We start from the raw sequence: 22500 nt of genomic DNA on the forward strand, positions 1-22500 counted from the left end.
CGAGAACCGTTGCACGCATCATGGTTCTTTCCTCGAAAAGACAAAGACAGCGAGGGCGAGCGGAGCCGCCACCCATGCGGCCAGCGCGGTTAGCAGCACGGTGCGACCGAACTGCATCTGCTCGGCAAGGCCGGCCATCCCGGCGAACAAGCTGGTTTTCGATAGCCCGGCAAGATTGAGGAGTCGGAAGATGTCTGTGGGGTCGAGAAGGAGCAGCCAGTTAAATGCAACGCCGCTGATCGTCCTCCCCTGATCCGCGACAAGCAAGCCAAGGAGCGCCATGTCGTAGAGCAGGACCAGAACTAGCCAGATACCGATGGCGAGGCCTGCCGCGGTCGCACGCTCGCGCACGGTCGCACTGATGAAGTATCCGAGCGCGATGAAGACCGCGCCGAGCAGAACAGATGAGCCGACCATCCGCGCGAAGCTGCCCAGGCTTTCGGCATCGAACTCGCCGGCCGCGAGGGCCAGAGCCGCTCCGGCGGCACCGTAGCCGAGCACGGTTGCCACCGTCAGGATCGAGAGGTGCCCGAGGAACTTGCCGAAAAGGATCTGCCAGCGCGAAAGCGGATAGGAAAGGAGGAGAAGCAGCGTGCCACGATCTCGTTCGCCCACGATTGCATCATGGGAAAGGAGAAGCGCGATCAGCGGGACCAGGAAAATCGTCAGGCTTGACAGGCTGACGACCGTGACTTCGAGTGGGCTTGCGCCGACCACACCCGTGGGAGCGCTGCCGAGAAACGCGAGGGTCAGCGCCAGGCCGGCCATCAGCAGGACGGCGCCAAGGGCCCAGCGGTTGCGGAGGCCGTCGCGTATCTCGCGGGCGGCAATTGTTGCTATGGCATTCATTCCGCAGCCTCCCGTGTAAGCTCGCCGCAAAGATCGACCAATGTGGGTGGCATCACTTCGATGTCGCGGACGCCCTCGAGCAGCGACACGCTGCGGATTGCCTCGATCTTGCCACCGTCGGCGCAGGTGAATTCGAAGCGAACATCATCGAGCCACTGCACCGTGCGCCGCGCGGCGAATTCCCGCGCCACATTCCCGTCGGCGACGTGCACCCGTATCCTGAGCGGCAGATCCGCCAGGCGACGGAGCTCCGGAAGCGCGCCTGCTGCGACCATGCGGCCGGACTTCATGACCGCGATGCGGTCGGCCTGTTCGATGTCGCTGAGTGCGTGCGAGGAAAGCAGCAGTGTGGCCCCGGCGTCTCGCAACTCCGCCATGACATCGTAGAACATCTGCCGCGACTCGATGTCGAGACCGGTCGTCGGCTCGTCGAGAAAGAGGACGCGCGGCGCGCCGAGGAGAGCCTGCGCCAATCCGAGGCGCTGGCGCATGCCTTTCGAATAGGTGCCGACGCGGCGCCGCGCAGCGGCAGCGAGCCCCACGCGCTCTAGGAGCTGGTCGGCGACCGCAAACGGCACTTGCTTGAGACGGGCGTAGAAACGCAGCACCTCGCGGCCGGTCATGGCCGGAGAGAAGGCAACGTTCTCGGGCAGGAAGCCGATCCTGCGCCGGAATGCCATGGCCTGGCGCCCAGCTGGGTTCTCGCCAAGCAGCGTGACGCGCCCCGTGGTCGGGGGGAGCAGGCCGAGGGCCATTTTCACCAACGTGCTCTTGCCGGCTCCGTTGTGCCCAACTATGGCAACGCACTCGCCTGGTGCGACAGAGAGGTCCACGTCGCGCACGACGTAGGTGTCCCCGTATCGCTTCGATACGCCCTCCATGAATATCGTCGGCGACGTGGTCATGGCTTCACCTCCAGCGCAGGCGGGATGGGCGCCATCAGTGGCGCGCTGTCGATGACGCCGCCAGGATGGAGCGCGGGGAATTCCGCTTGAGCCCAGCGGATGACCTGCACGGCCGGGCTGTTGATGAGAAGTTTGGCCGTCGGGTAAGTCCATACGACCTTGTCGAAGATGTCGTTCGGCCGGTAGGCGGTGTCGGCGATGCCGTCGCCATTCAGGTCGAACGCCGGATTGTCGCTCCAGTAGTTGCCGCGCCCGTCCGCCGACCAATCGAGAGACCGTGTCCCTACGTACACGACCTGCGAGCGGTTACGGACGAAGGCATTGCCCGTCATCCGGTTGCGCTCCGAACCCGCAGTGAAATGGATGCCGACCGCGCAATCCTCGAACCAGTTGTCGGCAAACAGGTTCTTGTTGGCGTTGTAGATGAAGACGCACTGGTCGCTCCGCCGCACCATATTGTCTTCGATGTCTGCATCATTGGCGTAGTTGAGCAGAAGGCCGTGATCGCGATCGTCTTCCGACAGGTTGCGGCGGATCACCAGGCGGCTCGAATACATGATAACGTAGCCGTCGTGGTTATTGCGCGAGACGTTGTCGCTGACCTCGCTGTCGTTCGTGTACATGTAGTGGACGGCGAACCGGACGTTCTCGATGCGGTTGCCGCGGAAAACGTTGTTACGGCTGGCATTGGTGAAGATGCCGTCGCGTCCGCCTGTGATGTAGTTACCGATCACCTGCGCACCCGGCGCGTTCCAGACGTAGACGCCGTTGCCACGCTCGTTGATCCTAAGGTCGGTCCGCCCGACGATGCGGTTGTTCCGCACGACCGCGTTGGCGGCGCCATGAACATAGACGCCGACCAGGCTGCTCTCGATCCGGTTATCCTCAACAATTGCGCCCACGGCGCTGTCCTCGAGGAAGACCGCCGCGTCCGCGGGATCGTCGATGCCCGAATTGCGTATCGTGAGGCCATGCACGACTACGTTAGGAGCAGCCACCTCGATGGTGCGGCCCTGACCGTGCCCATCGAGCACAGCACCGGGCTCGGCCTCAACGGTGAGGGCCTGATCGATCCGGATGGGGCCCTGATGCACGCCGGCGGCGAGTCTGAGCGTATCGCCGGAGTGTGAGCCGGCAATCGCCTGTCGAAGGCCGTCGCCCCCCGAAGGAACGGCGACGGTTTCTGCCCGCCCCGCCCCTGGGAGGAGGAAGGCGCAGGCGGCGACGAAGGCCGCCGCAACTGCGCTCCTGATATGCCGGTGCCGACTCATGCCGGCTGCGGCTCCACTATCATGCGCCCGGCCATTTCCATGTGCAGCGCGTGACAGAACCACTGACAATAGTACCAGTGGACACCGGGACGGTCCGCGATGAACGTCACGGACGCGGTCGCCTGCGGCCCGATTTCCATCGCGACCCCGTGGCGCACCAAGGTGAAGCCGTGGGTCAAGTCCTCGACGTCATCCATATTGGTCACGGTGATGGTGACCTCGTCACCCTGCTTGACCGTGAATTTGTCGAGGCTATAGGCCGGCGCGACGGAGTGCATGTAGACGCGCACCTTGTTGCCATCGCGAATGACATCGGCGGCTTCCTCGAGCTTGACGCCGTCCTTCGCCGCCTGCTGCCGAGCTTCCTCCCACATTGGGTCGTCGCGCTTCCACACGGTCTCCGGCCTTACCTTCGAGCGGTGGACCAGGCAGATGTCGTGCGGCTCCGCGAAGCTCGGCCCGTCATGGACCAAGCGCATCTCGTCGCCCGAGATGTCGATCAACTGATCATTCTCCGGATGCAGCGGCCCCACCGGCAGGAAGCGATCCTTGGAGAATTTGTTGAGCGACACCAGCCACTTGCCGTCAGCCTCCTTGGTTTCGCCCATCGAGGTGTGATTGTGGCCCGGCTGATAGTGCACGTCGAGCTTCTGGACGATCGGGTCGACCTTGGCGCCGCCGTAAGCCTGAATCGCCTTGTCGAGGTTCCACTTGACGACCTGGCTGTCGAGGAACAGCGTGGTGTAAGCGTTGCCCTTTCCGTCGAATGCCGTGTGGAGCGGCCCGAGACCCAACTCCGGCTCGGCAACGACGACGTCGCGAGGCTTGATCTTGTCGTCAAACAGGTCGTCGAAGCGGCGCACGTCGAGAAGCGTCACGGTCGGCGAGAGCTTGCCAGCGATAGCGACATGGATGCCGTCGGGCGCCGTGTTGCAGCCGTGGGGATTGTTGCCGGCCGGGACATAGCGCGTGTAGCGTGAGCCGTGCCGCCCGTCGACAACCGGGACGCCATTGATCTCCTTGTAGTCGCCTTTCTTGACCGCATCCTCGATGCGCCTGAGGTTGAAGAGCACTACCCAGTCGCGGTCCGCGGAGGTCATGTCGGCGAGCGTAACGCCCCGTTCCGAGTTGTAGCACGTCGAGAACGCGTACTTACCCTGGTAGTCGGCGTCGGTATTGTCGAGATTACCGTCGACCAGCACCTGCCAAGCGACTTTCATTGTATCGCCGTCGATCGCCGTGAAGACCGACCAGTACTGCTTGGGATCATCAAGAATCTTGCCGTCGTTCGGGATCGGGATGATGTGCTCGCTGTTGGCGAACACGTAACCGGTCCGTGGAAACTTCTGAACACGCAGTCCGTGAATGTCAGATGCGTTCGGAACCTCGACGATCTTGTCGCACTTCATCACGTCGCAACGGATGCGCCCGACGCGGCAATTGGCTTTGTCGTTGACGAACAGATAGCGTCCGTCATAGGTGCCGTCGGTGAACGACATGTGCGGGTGATGCAGGTCTCCGTTGGGGTAGACGCCGCCGCGCTTGGCGAGGAACGCCTGCGTGGTCGGCATCAGGCCCTCCGTCATGATCTTCCGGCTCTCGTTCGTGATCCCCCAGCCAGTGGCACTGCAGCGGTTGAAAACAGGAATGCGCGTGAGTTCGCGCATTGAGGGCAGCCCGATGATGCGCACCTCGCCGGACTGGCCGCTCGAGCTGAAGCCATAGTATTCATCCAGATCGCCCGGCCGGATTTCGCTGGTCGCCTCCTTTGCCTGAGCGGGCCTGGGGAGTCCGACGACGCCAACGGCGCCGCCGGCAGCTGCGCTGGCCAGGCCTGCCAATATGGCGGCTTTGCCGCTTCCAGTCAGAAGCCTGCGACGGCTTACTCCGGCTTCCGTCGGCCTATCATCGTCTTTCATTGGTCGTCTCCTTCTATTGACGCGGCCGGGCTGGCCGCAGGTTTCCGTTCCACGGATGGTTCGCGACCGTTGACGGTCACCAGAACCCTCGGCTTGCGCTTAGGCTCCGGCTGCATCGACGGGGACTGAAGGGCCAGCCACTTCTCCCGTTTGATGCGCTTTTGGATAACCACCGGGCAGCGTTGGTCGTCGTGATAGAGCACCTGGCAGTTGAGGCACTGGATGCATTCGTTGGGATTGATTGTCCCTTCCGGATGGATCGCCTGGACGGGACAGTCATTGGCGCAGCGCTGGCAAGGCGACCCGCATTCCTTGTAACGCTTCAGCCAATCGAACATGCGCACACGGGCGGGAATAGCCAACGCGCCGCCGAGTGGGCAAAGATAGCGGCAGTAGAAACGCTCGATGAACAGGCCGGGCGCAAGGCAGCCGACGGCGAACAGGACGAACCACCACTCGCGCGCGAAATGCAGGACGATCGCGGTCTTGAAGGGCTCCACCTCGGCCGCTTCCTCGGCGAGGCCGAGCGAACCGAAGGAAAGGCCGAACAAGGCAAGGAAGATAATGTATTTGAACGCCCACAGGCGCTGATTGAGCCAGAACGGCACGCGGACTTGCGGAATGTGAGCCCAGCGTGCCAGCCGGTTCGTCCACTCCTGTAGCGCACCGAACGGGCAAAGCCAGCCGCAATAGGCGCCGCGGCCCCAGAACAGCAGCGCAGCGGCTATCGCGGACCACAATATGAAGATCAGCGGGTCGCGCAGGAAATAGTCCCACCGGAAGTCGCCGCGCAGCGAGTTGAAGAATGTGAGGATATTCACGACCGACAGTTGCGCGTGCTCGTACCAGCCGAGCCAGAGAAGCGTGAAGGCAAGGTAACCCAGCCGGATGCGTTCGTAAGCACGCGGCCATTTCACGAGAAAATCCTGGAAGAAGAAGATGCCGGTGAGCACGCCGATCGCGACGAGCATGATGGCAATGTCGAACATCCGCGTCCGCCACATCCTCTGCCAGAGCGGCGGCTCGTCGTCCGCTGCTGCCACCAGTTGCGTGGCGACCTGCGCCGGGGCGACCGCCACTGGCGGCGCAACAGGCGCGGTCAGGAACTTGTCGGGGGTCAGGTAGTCGAGCCCCGTTGTGACGAATGCCTTGTCGAGCGCACCGGTAGCCCGCTGCACGAGAAGCTGGAATCGCCACGGCGTGCCGGGATCGAGATTCGAACCGTCTGGCGTGACGAAGACGCCGATTTCGGGAAAGTCCGGCGCGCCTTCGGCAACGACCGCCCCAATCCGCCGATAGTTGCGATCGCGGAACCGTATGCTGCTCTCGCTCTGGATCAGCTCGATGCGATCGAAAATGCCACCGCGCACATAACCGGAGCCACGAAAGGAATACGTCCCGGCGCCGGCGACGAGGATCGCCTGCTGACCGGGTTTCAGATCCTGGCGAAGGCGATCATATTCGGCGTCGCCGAGCAGCGATCGCCCGACTGACGGCACGCTTGCCAGCGCAATGTAGACGTCGACGAAGTGGGCATTCGGGTCCCCTGCCTGCGGGCGGGCGATGGCCGCGGCATTGCCCGTCCGCTGAAATAGGTCATCGAGTTCCTTGTTGGTGATCGCAAGTCTGCGGACCGATCCCTCGGCCAGCAAGGCTTGCCAGGTTTCGACGGCGCTGCCCATCTGATCGATCGTGCGGTGGGCCGGGTGCGAAACGGCATTCACAGCGCCCGCGCCCAGACTGCGCGACCGCGCAATCTTGACCGCCGACTGTGTCATGCTGTCGGCGATGACCATCATCGTGACCGTCGCGCCGCTGACGATGTCGACCGGCATGCGGCTCGCATCGCTCGGATCGAGGACATGCCGACCTGCGAAACCGTCGATATAATGCTCGATCTTGGCTAGAGGGATGCCGACCAGAACGATCGGCTCGTGATGCTCGACGAGCTTTGCTCCAGTGATCTTGCCGTCCAGGTCAATGCCGACAACGATGTTGATCGGTTTGCCTGAGTAGCCGGTCGAGTCTACGACGTCGCCCGTGAGGAAGGCGTAGCCGACGAGTTGACCGCCCTTGAGGAGCTTCGCCGCAGGCGGGTTGCCGTCGATCTCACCGAAGCTGTCGGCTGCGGGATCGACGTCAGATGCTTTGATCCGGCCGAGAAACTCGCCTAACCGCCCAGACGCGTTGGCCTCGACCTGCGGCAGCAGGAGGACAAGCAGGAGGACGAAGGAAGCCAGGAAACCCAGGCCCGCCGATCTCCATCCGGATCCGAATTCGAAATCTGATTTCATTTCTGCCGCTAGCTGTCTGCACCAAAGCCCGATCGCTTGCTTGATCGAAGGCGCGCTACCGTTAGACGATCGCGCTGGCGGCTCTTTGATCTAGCACAAACTCAAATGACGTCAGCGGATGTCAGATTGGCGATCACTCCTCCACGACGCGCGTTCCCATGAAGCGGTTGAGTAAAGAACCCGAGGCACAGTTGCGCGATGTTCCGCAGCTGATTGGCTTGGCGACGGCAATGGAAGAGACCGCTGCACACCGCTGCTAAAGGTCGCGGCACATATGGAGAGGCTGAACGAGTATGAGCTTGCCGGAACATTTGACGGGTCTGTCGAAGAGCAGCGCGACCTTGTCGAAGAGATCGTCCGCCGTTCCAATTAGCTGATCAGCCGACCGGCGCGTCGCCGCCGGCACTTGCCGATCCGCGCGGGCTGCCTTCCGAACCGCTCGATCGCGGGACGAGGCAGATGCCAGTGCGCTGTTCACCCCGCCGAGCCCTCGGCGTTGCGATGAACAAATAAACGCTGGCTTTCGCCTTCCATTCCTACGTTGGAGCACACGGCAACGATGCGACAGTCCGAGCGAAGGGGCAGTGGTCGCGACCACGCTGCAGCGCTACGCGAAGAGCGGCGTAGCCTCTGTTGGCGCGAAGGCAGGCGCGGACGAGAGCTTCATGCTGGATGCCTCATCAATTGCCGGCCTTCGTGCGACAAAGCCGACGGCTGGAGTCGCGTGCCGCTTCCACCGACGGATTGGTTCACGGCTTGCCGTCTTGGGCGATGAGGCGCCGTCGAAAACAGCCGCGAGGTTGTACTGGCTCGGCCAACAGGCAGTGGATCGAGCGATGGGGAGCGCTGCTATCGCAGCGCGGTTGCACGTGCACGGTCACAGCAGCCAGCGCCAGTCTTAAAGCAGCCAGCGATTCGGTAGCATCACTGCTGCTTAACTGTTTGTTTTACGGGCGCATTATTGGCCAATCTGTTTGAACAGTTCCTCGAAAGCCTTCTTGGCCTTGCCGGGCTGATTGGCCGATTCCGCTGCCTTCAGGTTACTGCCCGGATCGCCGACCACGACAAGGGCGACCATGCCCATGCCGTAATGGGGATTGCACTTGATCCCGTACACACCGGGCTTGGTAAACGTGACGGTCACGTCCTTGTTCATCTGCCCTTTGAACGGCTCCGCACCGTCCGGCAGCATGCCGGGGATCGACTCGACATCGTGGCCCTTGTCCTTGGCAACAAAATGAACCGTGTCGCCGGGCGCTACCTTGAGAAACGATGGTTCGAGCTGAAACATGCCGTGCTTGCCCATGTTCAACATGGATACCTCGAATTCGGCGGCGCTTGCGGCGCTGGCCCAGGTTAGAACGGCGGCGGTAAGGAGCGGCACAAGTCTGATCGAGCGCATTCTTCTAATTTCCTTCTTTGGTGTAAATGGCGGATTTTGCGTGTGGCCGCCTGTCTATCGGCTGCATCCGGCCCGTACTTTGCGCTAGGACAAACATGCTTCAGAAAAATGCACATTCACACTTCAGCCAGCGGCTTGGCCCGATCCGCAGCCACGATGAGCTCCTCACCCACGTGGTCCGCGACAACAATGGAAAGATCCTGCTCCAGCCCAACGCAAGCGATCTGTCCGTCTTCCCCGTTTTATAGCGGACCCGGGTTCGCCCGCACCGCGGCGTGTCCGCCAGCGGTTTGGGTTTTTGTTGTTCCAGCGCAAAGACGCCCATTTGAATATCGTCGATCGGTGAGACAGCCCCGACTACGCCAGACCGCCCCTGCGCGACGGGGCGTTATGTCGGATGAATCGCTCTGAACTTCAGGGCCCCTACTCGACTGCAAGGATCTTCGTGATGAACACCCAATTCTCTGGTCCAGAACTCTGGCAGCGCACTGTCGGCGACATAGCCGCCACGCTACCCGGCGCCACTGCGGTTCTCCGGAACTACAAGATCGATTTCTGCTGCAACGGCGATCTCACTCTCGACAGTGCCGCTCACCGACGAGGGGTCGATCGAGGCGAGCTTGAGCGGGCGCTGGCAGCGCTCGGCACCCCCGATGGCGCTAGCGCGGTGCCTACCGCAATGAGCAACGACGTTCTGATCGGCCATATTCAGGCGTGCTACCACGAGGCGCACCGGCGTGCATTGCAGGAGCTTATAGCGCTGTCGCGAAAGGTGGAGGCGGTGCATCGCGAACATCCGAAGGTGCCGGCCGGGCTTTCCGAAGCGTTGCGGCAACTGCAAAGAGACCTGGAACCGCATATGGCCAAGGAAGAGGCCATCTTGTTTCCGGCGATGCTGCAGTGGACTGAAGGTAAGTTTGATATCCCTATTTCGGAACTGCGGCACGAGCACGACGAGCAGGGCATTTCGCTTGGGCGGCTTGAAAGCCTCACCGACAACTTCACCACGCCCGAAGGGGCTTGCCGCTCATGGCAAGCGCTCTATGTGGGCACGGCCCAGTTCGCTGAAGATCTGATCAAGCACATCCACTTGGAGAACAACATTCTTTTCCCGCGCTTCGCTGCGGCGGAGAGCCGGACCTAACGCCGACTGCCGCGGAATTTCGGATCGCCGGGCCGATCCTCGACTCGGCGAAACCCGTCGCAACCCGGAGACCCGTGCGTCGGACCAGCGACTGCAGGCCCGGCCTTACCTGGGTAGCGCAGCGGCATCCTGTCCGTGATCTTTGCGGCCCAGGCGTCGAAACGCTGGCATCAGCGATCCGAATTGCAGCTTACCCCCTTTGCGTCGAATGAATCCTCCCGCATCATTGTATCAGATTTGCTTTGAAAGGGTGCTCGCTTGGGACGAGGGGAAGTGGTGCAACAGCATGACGACCTAGAGCAAGCGAGTTCGGAGACGGTAGATTGCCAGGTACGCCACCTCTTCCGGCGATACTCTTCGACAACCCGTCTCGATGGTCTGCTGGACCATCTGGATGGATTGGCCAATCTCGAAGATTCGGCGGTTTTCTGGTCGATTTTCCATCAGGTTTGGTCAAGCTGCGATGCCACGTGGGAACACGGAGCAAGAGCCATCCAGCAATTGGAGAGGGCTGGCCATTGTGGCGAGTTCCTAGGATGCGAGGATAAGCAATTCTATTCCGACCTACCGGAGCAGGTGAAGGTTTATCGAGGCTGTTCGCGCACCCGCGTCAAAGGAATCTCTTGGACAACGGATATCGATGTGGCTGAAGATTTTGCGAAGGGTCATCGTGGGATACATGTACCCCGTCCCGTGCTGGCGAGGGCCGTCATTTACAAAGGCGATATCCTTACAGTTTCATCGCATCGGGGAGAGGCAGAGGTGTTGCTCAACCCCAGCAGGCTCGCAGGCCTCTCGGTATGTCCATTCGCGGAACGCGCTTAGGCCAATGCCGACAGAGCTATCAAGGTCCACATCGGCAGCACACTGGCGACCTCAGCAAGCGATTCGGATTGTGTGGGCGTCTTTTCTTTGCATGCTTGCAATCGGTTAAAAGCTTCAAATCCTGGACGCGAGGACTTCCCCTGCCATCATCCCAAGGTCTTCTCCGATTCTTGAATGCGCCCTCGCCCACAGCCGCCGTAACAAGGTTTCCGGCACCATCTCGTCGAATTTTGCTGTCCTAAGGTTCTCCACAAAATCCGCGATCGATCCAATGTCCGGCGGCCGCTCGGCAACCTGTCGAAGTATTGCGACAGCTTCATCGGGCGTCGTTTCAACGACCGTGACCCCGACATCGAGAACCACGCATTCCAGGCCAGCCGAAACCAGAGCGAAGGCCAAGACCGAATTCGCGTCGGTTCCTCTCCACGTGAGGATATGGGTGTCCTTGCCTGCTTGCAGAAATCGGGATTCATCCAGCCCCAACAGTTTGTAAGCAGCCCTTCCTTGCACAAGGAAATCGGTCGCGGCCACATCCAGATAAGCGGGGGTTTCCATTGACGACAGAACTGCCTGCATCTCGGCCGCGAGCCGGTCGTGAATCGGTTCGTTCGCAATGGTGTCGAATTTCGGAATCTTTCCGGATCGGTGCCTTTCGACTTCAATCACTTTTCCCCGGTCGTCCACCGTGACGATGCGCCATCGCTGACCCGCGAACGAAATCACTGAGCCGGCCCCCACTGGATTGGAGATAGGGATCGTCCCTAACGTGCGCCCTCCTGAGACCAGCCTCCACTCCTCGTCCGTCGAGAAAATGGCGTAGAAATCACGCGCGCTCGTGAGCCTTTCGCCGACCTCGCCAAGCATGATCGTCCCGTCCGGCGCCTGCTCGATCAGCCTTTGTTCCGGCGAGGCCATCGATCGGAGAAGCTCCACATAGTCAGTCTTGTCGAGTGCAGACAACGGCCCGGCACCGCATAGCAATCGGAACAACCGGTCAGCACGCGCCCCGCCGTCCTGGACGATCACTGAAAGCGTCTGGTGAAGCGCCACCGTCGCGATGGCGCTGTCTAAGGACGGAGGCTCGACGAACCGTTCAATCAGGAGACGGACTGAGGCAGTTGCCCGCACCGTCTCCAACCTCAGCCGGTCTAGAGGGTCAGCATCGGCAGCTAGGCTGCGTTCCCGAACATAAATCCGCAGGATCGCCGGGACGCCACGCCGGCGTCCGCTGCGGCCTAGCCTTTGGCGCAGTGACGCCAACTGCCGCGGCGCGCCGATCTGCGCCACCGATTTGACGGACCCGATGTCGATCCCTAGCTCGAGCGTTGTCGTCGCCACGCCCGTGGTCGGAAGATCGCCCTTCTTCAACCGATCCTCCAGCTCCTCTCGAAGTTCTTTCGACAAGCTACCGTGATGCGGCAAGAATTCGTTCGGCACGCCCGCTTTGTCGGACCGCGTGCGGAGTCGATCGGCCAAAGCCTCGACACGCTTTCTCGATCCGGCGAAAGCGAGATTGTTGGATCCCCGCAAGTTCGCAAAGATTTGGTCGGCAATCAGATCCAGTGCAGTTGGCGGCCCTTCGTCGCTCTCTAGGCCGTCGGCATCTTCGACCTCCTCGGAATCGGCGTATGCCCTAACCTGAAGACGGAGCTCCGGTGAATCGGCCGTGGATTCGACGACCACTACCGAAGAGGGGTTCTCAGGCCGGAGCCAGCGCGCGGCGACGGCAAGGTCGCCGATCGTGGCCGAGAGGCCGACACGCCTCGCCGGCTTCCCGGCCAAATCGTCCAGCCGACGGAGAAGGCTCGCGAGGTGCAGCCCCCGAGGTCCGTTGAGGAAAGCATGCAATTCATCGATGACAACGAAGTCCAGCGAAGCCATCATTGCCTTCGCGTCGCCCGGGCGGCGGAGCAGCATTGCCTCAATGGATTCCGGAGTGATCAGGACGAGTCCGCGCGGATCACGCCGCGCTCGCTGCTTCGCGGACTGCGGAGCGTCTCCATGCCAGCGGACTACGTCGATCTCCATGCGCTCGCACAGGTCGTCGAGGCGGCGGAACTGATCGTTGATGAGGGCTTTCAGCGGGCTGACATACAGGACGGAAAAACCACGTTCGTTCCGATCAGCAACCTTCGTGAGGATCGGCAGGACAGCGGCTTCCGTTTTTCCGGCTGCGGTAGCGGCAGCGATCAGGACGTCGTTCTCGCCGTTCAGGATCGCGGCGATCGCCTTGTCCTGGACGTCGCGCAGTTCCTCCCACTTCTGTTCCCAGATCCAACGCCGGATCGTCTCATGTAGCCTGTCGAAGCCGGAACGGTCCTCAGAGCCTGATGCTGGCAAGATTCTCATCCCCGCCCTCGGCGCCGCCTTCGCTTTCGTCGGCTGACGGGTTCTCGACGTCGGACGCGACTTCGACACGCCCGAGAAGACTTTCCCATCCTGTTCCAGGGTTCTGCTCAAGAACCGCCAAGAACTGGACGAACGCTTTGATCGTGTTGCGAGGCGTCCTGAAATAAGCCTCGCCGACGTGTTTGCTGCAATGTTCCATGAACGCGGGAAGCGCCTCATCCGGTACCAGATGAGTTGCCGGATCGCCATGTGCGAACACTGACCGGATATTGGACAAGAGAATAAGGAGGTCTTCGGGCGTAAGGCTCTGCAAGCGAAGCACAGGGCCGGACAGGTCGACGAGCCCGTTCGTCGCGAAGGCGTTCTCCGCGAGACGCGACTGGAGCGCGGCGTAACTGTAAAGGCCCCGGCGAGTGTCCATAAGGAATTCGGGGGTGCCACCGAACACGAAGCCGATGCCGCCGAAATTCCCCTGAAGGACGTCGTTGAGCATGCGCAGAATTTGCTCAAAGTTCTGATTGCGTGCCTGCGCGCTCTGGAGCTTGTACAAGTTCACCATTTCATCGAAGACAACGAGCAGGCCGGCGTACCCGGCGAGCTTGACGAATGCTGCGAGCAATTTCAGCGCGTCATAGATGTCATTGTCATCGATGATGCTCCTGACGCCCAGCGCCTGCCTTGCTTCTGTCTTCGTTGAATATTCGCCGCGCAGCCACCGTAGCGCTGATGTCTTGAGGATCTCGTCGCCCTCCTCGCTGCCTCGCCAGTAGGCTTTCAACACGGTCGCATAGTCATAACCGCCGACCTCCTCCTGAAGATGGGCCAGGCGTTCGTCTATGACGCGCTCGACAGGCACGCTTTTCCTTCCCGCGTCGTTCATGCAGTCAGTCACGAAACGCTCGACAACGCTTGGCAGCGCGCCTCCCTCGGGCTTCGTCCTGGTGGCCATGTTCCGGACAGCCTCGGCATAGAGTCCCCTCGCCTGGCCGGCGGACGCATGAATCCTGCGGTCGGGCCCAAGGTCGGCATGGATGGTGACGCATTTCCGTTCGAGCGCTATCAAGCGGACGAGATTCAGGAAGAATGTCTTCCCCGCCCCGTACTCGCCTATAACGAATCGGATCGCCGCACCGCCATCTGACAGGCGGTCGATATCCCGGACCAGAGCTCCAACTTCCGCGATCCTTCCGACCTGCACGTGGCGAAGTCCCGTCTTTGGGACCACACCTGCGGCAAGCGCCTGGAGGATGACGTCGCGGTCGCGCGCCTTGATGGTAGTTTCTGCCGTCATCTTTCCGCTCCCGCCTTTTGCAGTTCCATTCGGACATGTTCCACGACCACCACGTGCTCCTCTCCGTCGAGGATCGGTTCGTCGAACTTGTCGAAGCCCCATTCATTGATCGTTTCGATCGCGCCGTCCGGCAACAGCCGCAGTTTCCGCGCCACGTCTTCGAATGCGTCTCGGTCTAGCTCTCCGGCTCCAAGAAGGCAGGAAAGCAGTTCGGCATGAGCCGCATCGAGTCCTTCAAACCTCGAGTCTCCTCGCAGGGCCGTCTCCGTCGGGGCCGGCGGCGGAGAAAGCGGCTCGTCTTCGACGAAAATGCCTGCGAGAAGTTGGGAAACCGCTGACGTCTCCAACTTTATCCGTTCGAGCCGAGCACGGTCGATCTGTATGCCCGATGCTTTGGGTGCCGAGGCTTCGGCAGGAATGGGAACACCGCCAGTCCGTATTTCCGGTGTGACGGCTATGGGCTCGTCCACGACGACCGAACCGCGATGAAGCGCGGAATACAGATCCTCCACCGGATACCCAAGCGTTTTGTACAAGCGCTCGAGAAACTTCACCTCGTCCGGGGCGGCATGTCCGTCCGCGAGCACCGCCGACGTGGCCGATCGGATCGCGCTGTCGCGCGCCTCGGCTTTGACGCTGCGCAACCTCTGCATGGCGGATTGCCGGGCGGAAGCATCCTTCAGCAGCGTGCTTGCGTAAGCCATCAGCCGGGCACGCTCAATTCCGCCGAGGCCGGGAACAGCCCTGATGTCGCTCTTGATGGATTCGAATTCGCTGGTCTCGATCTTCCCGTCTGAAGCGGCTGCAAGTGCAGCGACTTCGACCATGGCCCTGGCAGAAGCGTAGCTTGGAGACTCGCTATCGACCGGCGCCCCGTCTTTCGCCTTGAACAGCAGGACATAACCGTCGGCATCGAGATTCCGGGCGCCATATCTGCGATCTGGCTCGAACCCTACATCAAGCTTGTCCATGAAGGCTCCGACTTGATTGCAGAATCCTGAGGGAAGTTTGCCTTTCGGTGGGGTCTCCACTCCCAATGCCTGGGCGAGTTGACCTACTTTGACCCCCGCAATGTTGCGACCTCCGAAAAGCAGTTCGACACGCTCGAGCGCGGCGCTTCCCATTACCGAAGGCGATGTCAACATCTCCTTCGGCAACAGGAAGGCGGCCTCGATCGTGCCTTTCGCCTCTGGACTTTTCCCCAGCAGGCGGCTGTATGAGGCGAGTTCATCAGTGCACGCGTTTAGGAGATCCCGCAGGCCTTCGAGGGGTGCGGAAATCGCGGCGATGTCGGGGAGCGGCCCGGTCTCGCTGTCGGACAGGTCAAGCCTGCATTCGAAGCCGCCGCTCGCCGCATGATATTCGATCTTGAGCTTAGTTTTCGGTGGATTGACCTTGAGTCCTTGCGGATAGCGGGATGCGAACCGCATTTGCCAGAGCTCGGCTAGCTCGTCGAAACATCTCGTCGCAGGCGTTCGCAGATAAGTGTCGGGAAGTGACAAGACCCAGAGGAGTGCGTCCGTGCCGTCAAAAGAAACCGCAGAAGCAAGTTTGCGCCCTAGATGGAGCCTGACGGACAACGGCATCTCGTATCCGTTCCTGAGATCGGGCGAGAGTGCCGGGCGAGAGATTTCCGGACCCTTGACGAGCTCCGCGACATCAAGGAATTTCGACGCATAGTTTTTGAACGAATGATTTTCTCCGTGGAGGGCGAGGAGGCGCCGGACCTCTGCGATTAGGGCAGGCGTCTCCTCTTTGGCCGCATCCACGAGCATACGACGCTCAAGGCCGTAGAAAAACAAAAAGACATATCCTATGCCGATCCGCGGATCGTTCCTTCCGCCCGCAAGCCAGTCGAGATAAGTCCGCCTGGCGATGGGTGGAATGTTCGAATATGACGGCCAATAAGGTAGGAGGCTGCCCGATAGATCGCTGCCCGATGGCGCGACCGTGCACGACGGATCCACGAGGCAATTGGTTCCGCGGTCCGAACTCGTTCCAGTGAAGGCTCCGCCGAGATAAAACATGCCAGCGTCGATGGTCATTCCACCCACCCGCACCCTCTCGCCTGACGCAATCCATCGGGCGGGAGTCCTAATCGCAGGGAGCCTGTCACTAGTTGGCGCCGACGGCCCTGGCAAACGCCGGTCCCACTGGTCTGGGCTTCCGGTGAATCTTGGATCGGGGTTAATTCGAGGATCGATCCACGCCTCTCCGGCTCGGGCCTGAGGTGGATCTTCGGCGAAGCTGCTACGCGTTGCGGCGAACTCGCGCAGCTGGGGTGACTGAACGCTCCGTTCCTTATTCTTTACGGCGCGGTAGAAAAACCAGGCGGCCAGCGCCACGCCCGCAAGCACCCACCCCATCGTCGCCCCCGGCTTGCTTTGGATGTTCTTTCCCCGAATAATTGCATATTCGGAAGCTCCGCGACAAATTCTTTGCCAGCGACTGAGGCTTTTCTAGCAGTCGACGTCAGTGTCATTCGTGCTCGTTCGGCGATCCAAGCGTGTGAAGGCCTTGTGCCGCAGCAGGAACACCCCTAGTGGCATGAACTTAGCCGGGTTTTGAAACGCACGGGTTAGCCGACCCTTTCCCACAGCATATGGCGAAAAGTACGGTTTTGGCGCATAGTGTTCAGCGCATCGGGGGCGGCAATGGACCATCGTGTCCGACTTAAGCGACGGCGCGAAGCAAAGTCGGTGACGCGACGTTCGCGACGGCATTCAAAGGGAAGCGGACGTTGGACTGTGGCAGTTGCACTCGCTGCTGCTGGCATTGCGGGATATTTCGGGTGGAGCTTAGTCTCAAGAAATAGTCCGGAAATCATTTCTTACGCGCAAGGCAAAGCTTCCTCAGATCAAGAGGATTTGGTCGGCCGTGCTTCCGTCATCGACGGTGACACAATCGAAATCCATGGCAAGCGCATCCGCTTCAATGGCATCGACGCGCCCGAGTCGTCTCAAACCTGTGCAGACGGAAATGGCAAAGCATACCGATGCGGTGCAAAGGCCGCCGAAGCGGTGGACCAATTTCTGGCCGCCTCGTCTCCGACCCGATGCGTATTCGTCGCCCGCGACCGTTACGGCCGTTTCGTCGGGAACTGCTTCAGGGCGGACGGAGAAAGCGTTCAGGCTGCACTCGTCAGGGATGGCTGGGCTCTTGACTGGCCGCGTTACAGCAACGGCGCCTACGCCGAACTGCAGGCGACGGCAAAGGCCGAAGGCAAAGGGATATGGATCGGCGCGTTCGAGCGTCCGTGGGAGTGGAGGTCGGATCGGCGGACTGGCAAAAGTGCAGCCGAGCCGATCGCGCCGCTTGTCGGCGTCTCGTCCGGTTCCGAAGCATGCGGCATCAAAGGCAATATCAGTTCGTCAGGCGAGCGCATCTATCACGTGCCCGGGCAGAAACACTACGACAGGACCCAAATCACGCTGAGCAAGGGCGAGCGATGGTTTTGTTCGGAGGCCGAAGCACTGGCGGCAGGGTGGCGACCCGCCCTTCGCTGATCGTAGGAACCGTCTGCCCGTGCTGCCCCAACCCGTGCTGCAGCCGTGTCACTGAATCTTCGCGCCGACCTCCGTTGTCGAAGGCGAATTGCGTTTCCTGACCCGGATCTCTATCCGACGCCGCGATTTCACGTCACCTGCTTGGGTTCCGTTGGTCAGGGTGTCGTCGGGAAGGATCAGTTGGGCCCCCGACATGGGCAGAATGGTAACCGCCTGGAGCGCTGGTACGCTCTTCAGGACTTTGGCTACGGCAATCGCACGCGCTAACCCCAGACCCGCATTGTCTGCAGGGTGCAGCACGCCGACGGGGGCAGTGCCGCCGAGTACGTCTTGAAGCTCAGCATCAAGGTTTGATCCAAGACGCGAGATCTTCTGCTCATCGGTGTGCCCGATGACCTCCACGACGTCCACCGCATATTTCGCGGCGATGTCCGCAATCTGTCCAGCAGTGTTTTCTCGCAAGGCCGCGTCAAAGCTCGGGCTGAGTTCCGCGCTGCCTGACTTGAAGAAGTATCCGTTCGTTTCGCTGAGGCTGATAATCGGCGGCCATTCGTGGGGCTTTGCGTTGCCTTCAGATTCCTTAGCCTTGCGGACGACCTCAAGAAGTTGCTCTTCCGGCGTCTGCTTCGCGGGTGAGACGACGACCTTGTCTCGGAGCACTTTGATCGCTGGGGCAAGCCTTTCGATGTCGTTGGCAGTCAGCCCGGAATCCCGGAGCCGTCCTGCCATGGGCACAACTTCTTCGAGAGTGAGACCGGTCTCCAATATCTGGTCCACCTTCGTTTTTGCGAGTTCCAGTTCCCGCCATTCCTTTTCGAGTTCGTCGCTACCAGCAACTGTCTTTCGGAAGACCTCGAGCTTTTCTTCGAGCAGAGCGTTGGAGGCCTCCTGCTTCTGAAGTTCAACCTCGACCGCCAGCTTGTCCGCTTTGATGTGTTCGGACGTGGACCGCTCTCTCGCGATGATCGCACCCGCTGCCAACAAAAGGCAGAAGACGAGCAACAGCATGGACTCGGCCATGGTGAGACCGAGAATAAGGCCGCGGCCATAGCCTCTCTGCTCGCTTGAGACGGACGTTCCCTGAGTGCTCAACGACGGTTCCACCACCGCTTGCTGTCAGATTCACTCTCGACAGATTTATTCACGGGGGAAATTGCATCCCCTGCCGCTTCGGGCGCATCCTGGCCGTTTGGCTGCGGCGCTTGAACTTCGACGGGGGCGGCCAAAGCAACGATGTCGTCGAGAAGCGGAGTCGACCCCAAGCCGTCGGTGAAATGGTGAACACCGTTTGCCCCCTCTGAAGTGCCATCGGATAGAGGTTCGAATACGCCAGGCTTAGAGCCTGCGCGCGTTTCGAGGAGCATCCTTTCAAGGAACTTCTGCATCTCCGCATTCTGTTGTTGGATATGGCGAGCGAGGCTGTCTGTGCTCCGCTGAACTTGAGCCGACGCCTCTACCGACTTCTCCATGATCTGAAGCGACCTCCCGCTTGTCTCCACGATTTTCGCGACGGCATTGGTGATCAGGTCCATGCGGTGAGCCTGATCTTTGCTGATGGCCTCGGTCCTGGCGCCGTAGTCGACGACGATTTTGCCGAGCTCCCTGACAAGCGGACCGAGCTCGTTCTTCAGGACGGCTTCGGGTATCATGACCGCTTCGAGTTTCCTGGCCACGGCGTCGACTTGGCTTCCGAGTTGAGACGTCGAGCTGGCCATCCCGCTGTTAGCCTTCTCGAACACGTCACCGGAGCTGTCGACCTTTTCCGCGATTTCGGAGAGCTTGGATGCAATCTGACCAAAGCTGGCGTCGATCGCAGTGCTGAGTTTCGCCGACGCATCCTGAACTGGCTTGATGGCTTCGTTCGCCATCCTCTCCAAAGCGCCCTTCAGTTGCTCCCCAGTATCATCAGCATGCCTGACGATCTCGTCGAAGCCCTCGCTGATCATCTGATTGCTCACCCGACGGAAATCGGCGAATTCGCGCGCGGCGCTTTCCATCTCCGAGCGTACGCGCCGCGTCATTGTTGCCAGTTCGTGGCGTGTCGCCCTCTCGACATCGAGAACGTCTCGCCGCGTCTGGTTGTAGAGGATGCGGAGTGCGATTCCGAAGATCGTGGACGTGATCGCGATGCCGAAGTTCCGGATGACGTCGTCTGTCGAAGACACTGAGGTGAATTGATATAGGGAAACGCCCAAGCTCGACAGCGTGAACAGGAAGCCCATGTAATAGAGGTTGTCGCCGGTCTGCTCTTCGTGGAGCCGGACCCTCCCCGAAAACCAGGACAGCGACAAATATCCGATCATGAGCATGATCGGGACCGTCATGGAAACGAACGGATTCACCCCCCACAGCTTCGAGACCGCGATGAAGATGCAACCGGTGAGGGTAAACGCGGCGAAGGCATAGAGCGGCAGGTTCCGGAGAAGACCCGTCGAAAGCTCTTGGCCGACTGTGTGACGGTTCAATTCATTCCCTCCAGTCGTGGCGACGGCAGAAAGTTGCCGCGATTCTCCAAGACCCACTTAGCCCAGAACAGCAGATGATCGCGCCCGTCAAAGGGCTTGGCCGCGCGATCGACATACCAGATCGCCACATCGACCCCGTCCAGCGTCGTCCGGTATTTGGCGTTCGCTGGACTGTTCAGATACGCTTCGTAGCTGACCCCTGACTTGTACTGGGAGTACAGCTTCGTGTGTTCGATCATGTCGGAGGCGACGATCAACTGCTTCGCAGCACCGGGTTTCGTGAACTTGTCGAAAACCGTGAGCTTGATTTCTTGAATGGCGGCCATGATCGGCGACTGGTTGCCGGATTGGCCATTAGGGATGCTCTCCGAAACCTTATCCAACGGCTTGTTGAAGGCTTCCTCCCACTGGCGCTGGCGTCTTGCAGGATTATTGGTCCATTGGTCGACTGAAGAGCCGTCACCAGGATTGCAGCCGTCAAACATCTTGACGAGTTCGCCCGGGTTCTCGGTAAGGCCAAAAATCTCCAGCAATCCGCCGACCGGGATCGACGATACGGCCTTTTGGAACCTATTCTTGATATCGAGCAGCGTAGTGTCGGAGATCGGATCGGTCGTATCGATCAAGAACACGTTTACCGCCACGGGGCCGTCAAGCGGACACAAGGTTTCCTTGGCCAGCTTCGTTTGGGAACTGGCCTTCGCGTAAAGGTATCCCAATCCACCGATCAATGCTCCGGAGAGGACGAGCAAACATATGCCGGCCACAACAGTGCCCAATCGGCCCGGTTTGCGGCCTTTTCTTCTTCTCGTCCTAGCCATTGGGAGCCGTCTCCGGATGCAGCTTATCCAGTTCGCGGTACTGGTCGATGCCGTCGTCGCACACTGCAGCGATTTTTCTGATCTGGTCGGATAGGTCTGCCTGTGCCTTGCGTATGGATTCGGCGACGTCCTTGTCCGTCAGTTCGCTCTCGCCTGCTTTCGTGGGTTGGATGCGGTCCAGCTTGTAAGCGCCGTCGAAGTACTTCGGAGCTGCTTCCGTTCGCGCCTTGGTATTGGCTTCCCGATAACGCTTGAGCAGCGCGTTCGCGGTCCGCTCGAGCTGCTCCTGGTATTGGACAAACAAGGAGAGCAGCTTCGCCCGATGGGCGATGATCGCATTGTGGTCCCGGCGGCGGCCGCTGAGGTCCCTTATGATTTCGTCGACCTTCTCATTGTGATCGTCTCGTACGCCGAGCAGTTCTTCAATGAGGTCTTCCTGACGGGTCGCGTACATCGTGCGCGCCGAAAGCAGCCTTTTGTACACTGCCGCATATCCGAGATACGGGTCTTTCAGGTACCAGCCGTCAATAAAGGCAAAGATCGAAAACATCAGGCCGATGCCGAAGAGAAGCCAGGATTTGATATCCACGAGTCCGAGCGGGTCATGCCGGATTCTATCCATAACGATAGGTCCAGCATCTTCGAGAATGCTCCCGGCTACCTCTCGATAATGTGCAAGTCCAAGGTTCAGCGCGACGGCTAGCGCAGCATAGCCACCGATGGAAAGGTATCCGAGAAGCTTCAGAAATAAGGACCGGTGGACGGTGAGGCTGACGCAAAACAGGGCGAAAACCAAAGCGATCCCGATATTGAGGAACGAGAAGCTCATGGCCTCGGTAACGCCCCCGACAATTCCCATATCGCTTCCCTTCGCGAGGAAGACGCCGTTCATGATCGCCTCGACGAGAAAGAGGAAGAACAAGAACGACACCTTGAAGAACCATACGTGGCCCTCCGACAGCCGCGGGGCGCGCGTGATCCCGTGCCGCCTGCGGAAATCGGCATAGTCTTCTTCGGCAGCGTTCAGTGCACGTCGCAAACCATGGAGTTCGTTGCGTCCCCTGACGACCTCCGCCTTGAAGTTGGAAACGCCTTCAGCGTTTGCCTTGTGGATGTCGGAGAACTGCCCCTCGAAGTCCAGGCCGCCAAGCCTGCTGGCGAACGAATGGAGCTGGTCTTCCAGGTTATTGTACGCGGTGTTCCTAGTGTCCTGGACCTTGCTGACGATCGCCAGCTCGACGTCATCAAACGATTTCGAGCTCTTCGAGGGCTGGTCGGCTGCGCCGCGGGCTTGCCCTTCTTCCGCGAGCTTCATGTCTCGTACGACTCTGTCTACATCCAAGTTTGGAAATATTTCAGTCGTGACCACAAAGTCATGGCTCGTCTCGCGGACCTTTTCCAAGATCCGGTTGAGCCCATCAAACGCCTTCGTCAACTCTTTACCCCTTGCCCACTTTCC

At 60.4% G+C, this 22500-nt stretch carries 15 protein-coding genes; 2 read left to right on the forward strand and 13 right to left on the reverse strand.

The window, feature by feature from the left end:
* Positions 1–18: 18 nt before the first annotated feature.
* The 6 genes from FJ979_RS20440 to FJ979_RS20465 form a co-directional block, all read right to left on the reverse strand.
* Entirely contained in the window at positions 19–849 is an 831-nt protein-coding gene (locus FJ979_RS20440; RefSeq protein ID WP_140583231.1) for an ABC transporter permease, read from the reverse strand.
* Positions 846–1754, reverse strand: a complete 909-nt coding sequence (locus FJ979_RS20445) for an ABC transporter ATP-binding protein (protein WP_140583233.1) — start codon at positions 1752–1754, stop codon at positions 846–848. Before FJ979_RS20445 ends, FJ979_RS20440 begins: the two co-directional genes overlap by 4 nt.
* Positions 1751–3025 (reverse strand): nitrous oxide reductase family maturation protein NosD, encoded by a 1275-nt coding sequence (locus FJ979_RS20450; RefSeq protein WP_140583236.1) that lies wholly within the window; start codon positions 3023–3025, stop codon positions 1751–1753. Before FJ979_RS20450 ends, FJ979_RS20445 begins: the two co-directional genes overlap by 4 nt.
* Positions 3022–4944 (reverse strand): TAT-dependent nitrous-oxide reductase, encoded by a 1923-nt coding sequence (gene nosZ / locus FJ979_RS20455; protein ID WP_140583238.1) that lies wholly within the window; start codon positions 4942–4944, stop codon positions 3022–3024. Before nosZ ends, FJ979_RS20450 begins: the two co-directional genes overlap by 4 nt.
* Positions 4941–7238 carry a NosR/NirI family protein gene (locus FJ979_RS20460; protein WP_140583241.1) on the reverse strand — a complete coding sequence of 766 codons (2298 nt, stop codon included), beginning with the start codon at positions 7236–7238 and terminating at the stop codon, positions 4941–4943. The genes nosZ and FJ979_RS20460 overlap by 4 nt, the downstream gene beginning before the upstream one ends.
* Before the next feature lie 958 nt (positions 7239–8196).
* Positions 8197–8640 (reverse strand): pseudoazurin, encoded by a 444-nt coding sequence (locus FJ979_RS20465; RefSeq protein WP_140583243.1) that lies wholly within the window; start codon positions 8638–8640, stop codon positions 8197–8199.
* Positions 8641–9088: 448 nt separating this feature from the next.
* On the opposite strand from FJ979_RS20465, the gene ric reads away from it, so the two are divergent.
* Positions 9089–9784 carry an iron-sulfur cluster repair di-iron protein gene (gene ric, locus FJ979_RS20475; protein WP_140583246.1) on the forward strand — a complete coding sequence of 232 codons (696 nt, stop codon included), beginning with the start codon at positions 9089–9091 and terminating at the stop codon, positions 9782–9784.
* Positions 9785–10723: 939 nt separating this feature from the next.
* Here the strand turns inward: ric and FJ979_RS20480 are convergent.
* Genes FJ979_RS20480 through FJ979_RS20490 form a run of 3 tightly spaced genes read right to left on the reverse strand, consistent with a single transcriptional unit; the run spans position 10724 to position 16615 of the window.
* On the reverse strand, positions 10724–12949 hold the full coding sequence (locus FJ979_RS20480) for a DEAD/DEAH box helicase (protein ID WP_246679353.1): 2226 nt from the start codon (positions 12947–12949) through the stop codon (positions 10724–10726).
* The gene (locus FJ979_RS20485; RefSeq protein WP_140583251.1) at positions 12930–14249 is read right to left on the reverse strand and encodes an ATP-binding protein; all 1320 of its coding nucleotides are present in this window, start codon (positions 14247–14249) and stop codon (positions 12930–12932) included. The genes FJ979_RS20480 and FJ979_RS20485 overlap by 20 nt, the downstream gene beginning before the upstream one ends.
* Positions 14246–16615: a TerB N-terminal domain-containing protein gene (locus tag FJ979_RS20490; protein WP_140583253.1), complete on the reverse strand. Its 2370-nt coding sequence runs from the start codon at positions 16613–16615 to the stop codon at positions 14246–14248. The genes FJ979_RS20485 and FJ979_RS20490 overlap by 4 nt, the downstream gene beginning before the upstream one ends.
* Before the next feature lie 381 nt (positions 16616–16996).
* Between FJ979_RS20490 and FJ979_RS20495 the strand changes: the two genes are divergently transcribed.
* Positions 16997–17755: a thermonuclease family protein gene (locus FJ979_RS20495; protein ID WP_246679354.1), complete on the forward strand. Its 759-nt coding sequence runs from the start codon at positions 16997–16999 to the stop codon at positions 17753–17755.
* Positions 17756–17803: 48 nt separating this feature from the next.
* Here the strand turns inward: FJ979_RS20495 and FJ979_RS20500 are convergent, their stop codons facing one another.
* From FJ979_RS20500 to FJ979_RS20515, 4 genes are read right to left on the reverse strand one after another with little or no spacing between them, the layout of a single operon-like run.
* Positions 17804–18847 carry a hypothetical protein gene (locus FJ979_RS20500; RefSeq protein ID WP_181181800.1) on the reverse strand — a complete coding sequence of 348 codons (1044 nt, stop codon included), beginning with the start codon at positions 18845–18847 and terminating at the stop codon, positions 17804–17806.
* Positions 18844–20220, reverse strand: a complete 1377-nt coding sequence (locus FJ979_RS20505) for a hypothetical protein (protein ID WP_140583258.1) — start codon at positions 20218–20220, stop codon at positions 18844–18846. The genes FJ979_RS20500 and FJ979_RS20505 overlap by 4 nt, the downstream gene beginning before the upstream one ends.
* Positions 20217–21041 (reverse strand): hypothetical protein, encoded by an 825-nt coding sequence (locus FJ979_RS20510; protein ID WP_140583260.1) that lies wholly within the window; start codon positions 21039–21041, stop codon positions 20217–20219. Before FJ979_RS20510 ends, FJ979_RS20505 begins: the two co-directional genes overlap by 4 nt.
* Entirely contained in the window at positions 21034–22476 is a 1443-nt protein-coding gene (locus FJ979_RS20515) for a hypothetical protein (protein ID WP_246679356.1), read from the reverse strand. The genes FJ979_RS20510 and FJ979_RS20515 overlap by 8 nt, the downstream gene beginning before the upstream one ends.
* Positions 22477–22500: the final 24 nt, after the last annotated feature.

The organism is Mesorhizobium sp. B1-1-6, assembly GCF_006443035.1.
GTDB lineage: Bacteria > Pseudomonadota > Alphaproteobacteria > Rhizobiales > Rhizobiaceae > Mesorhizobium.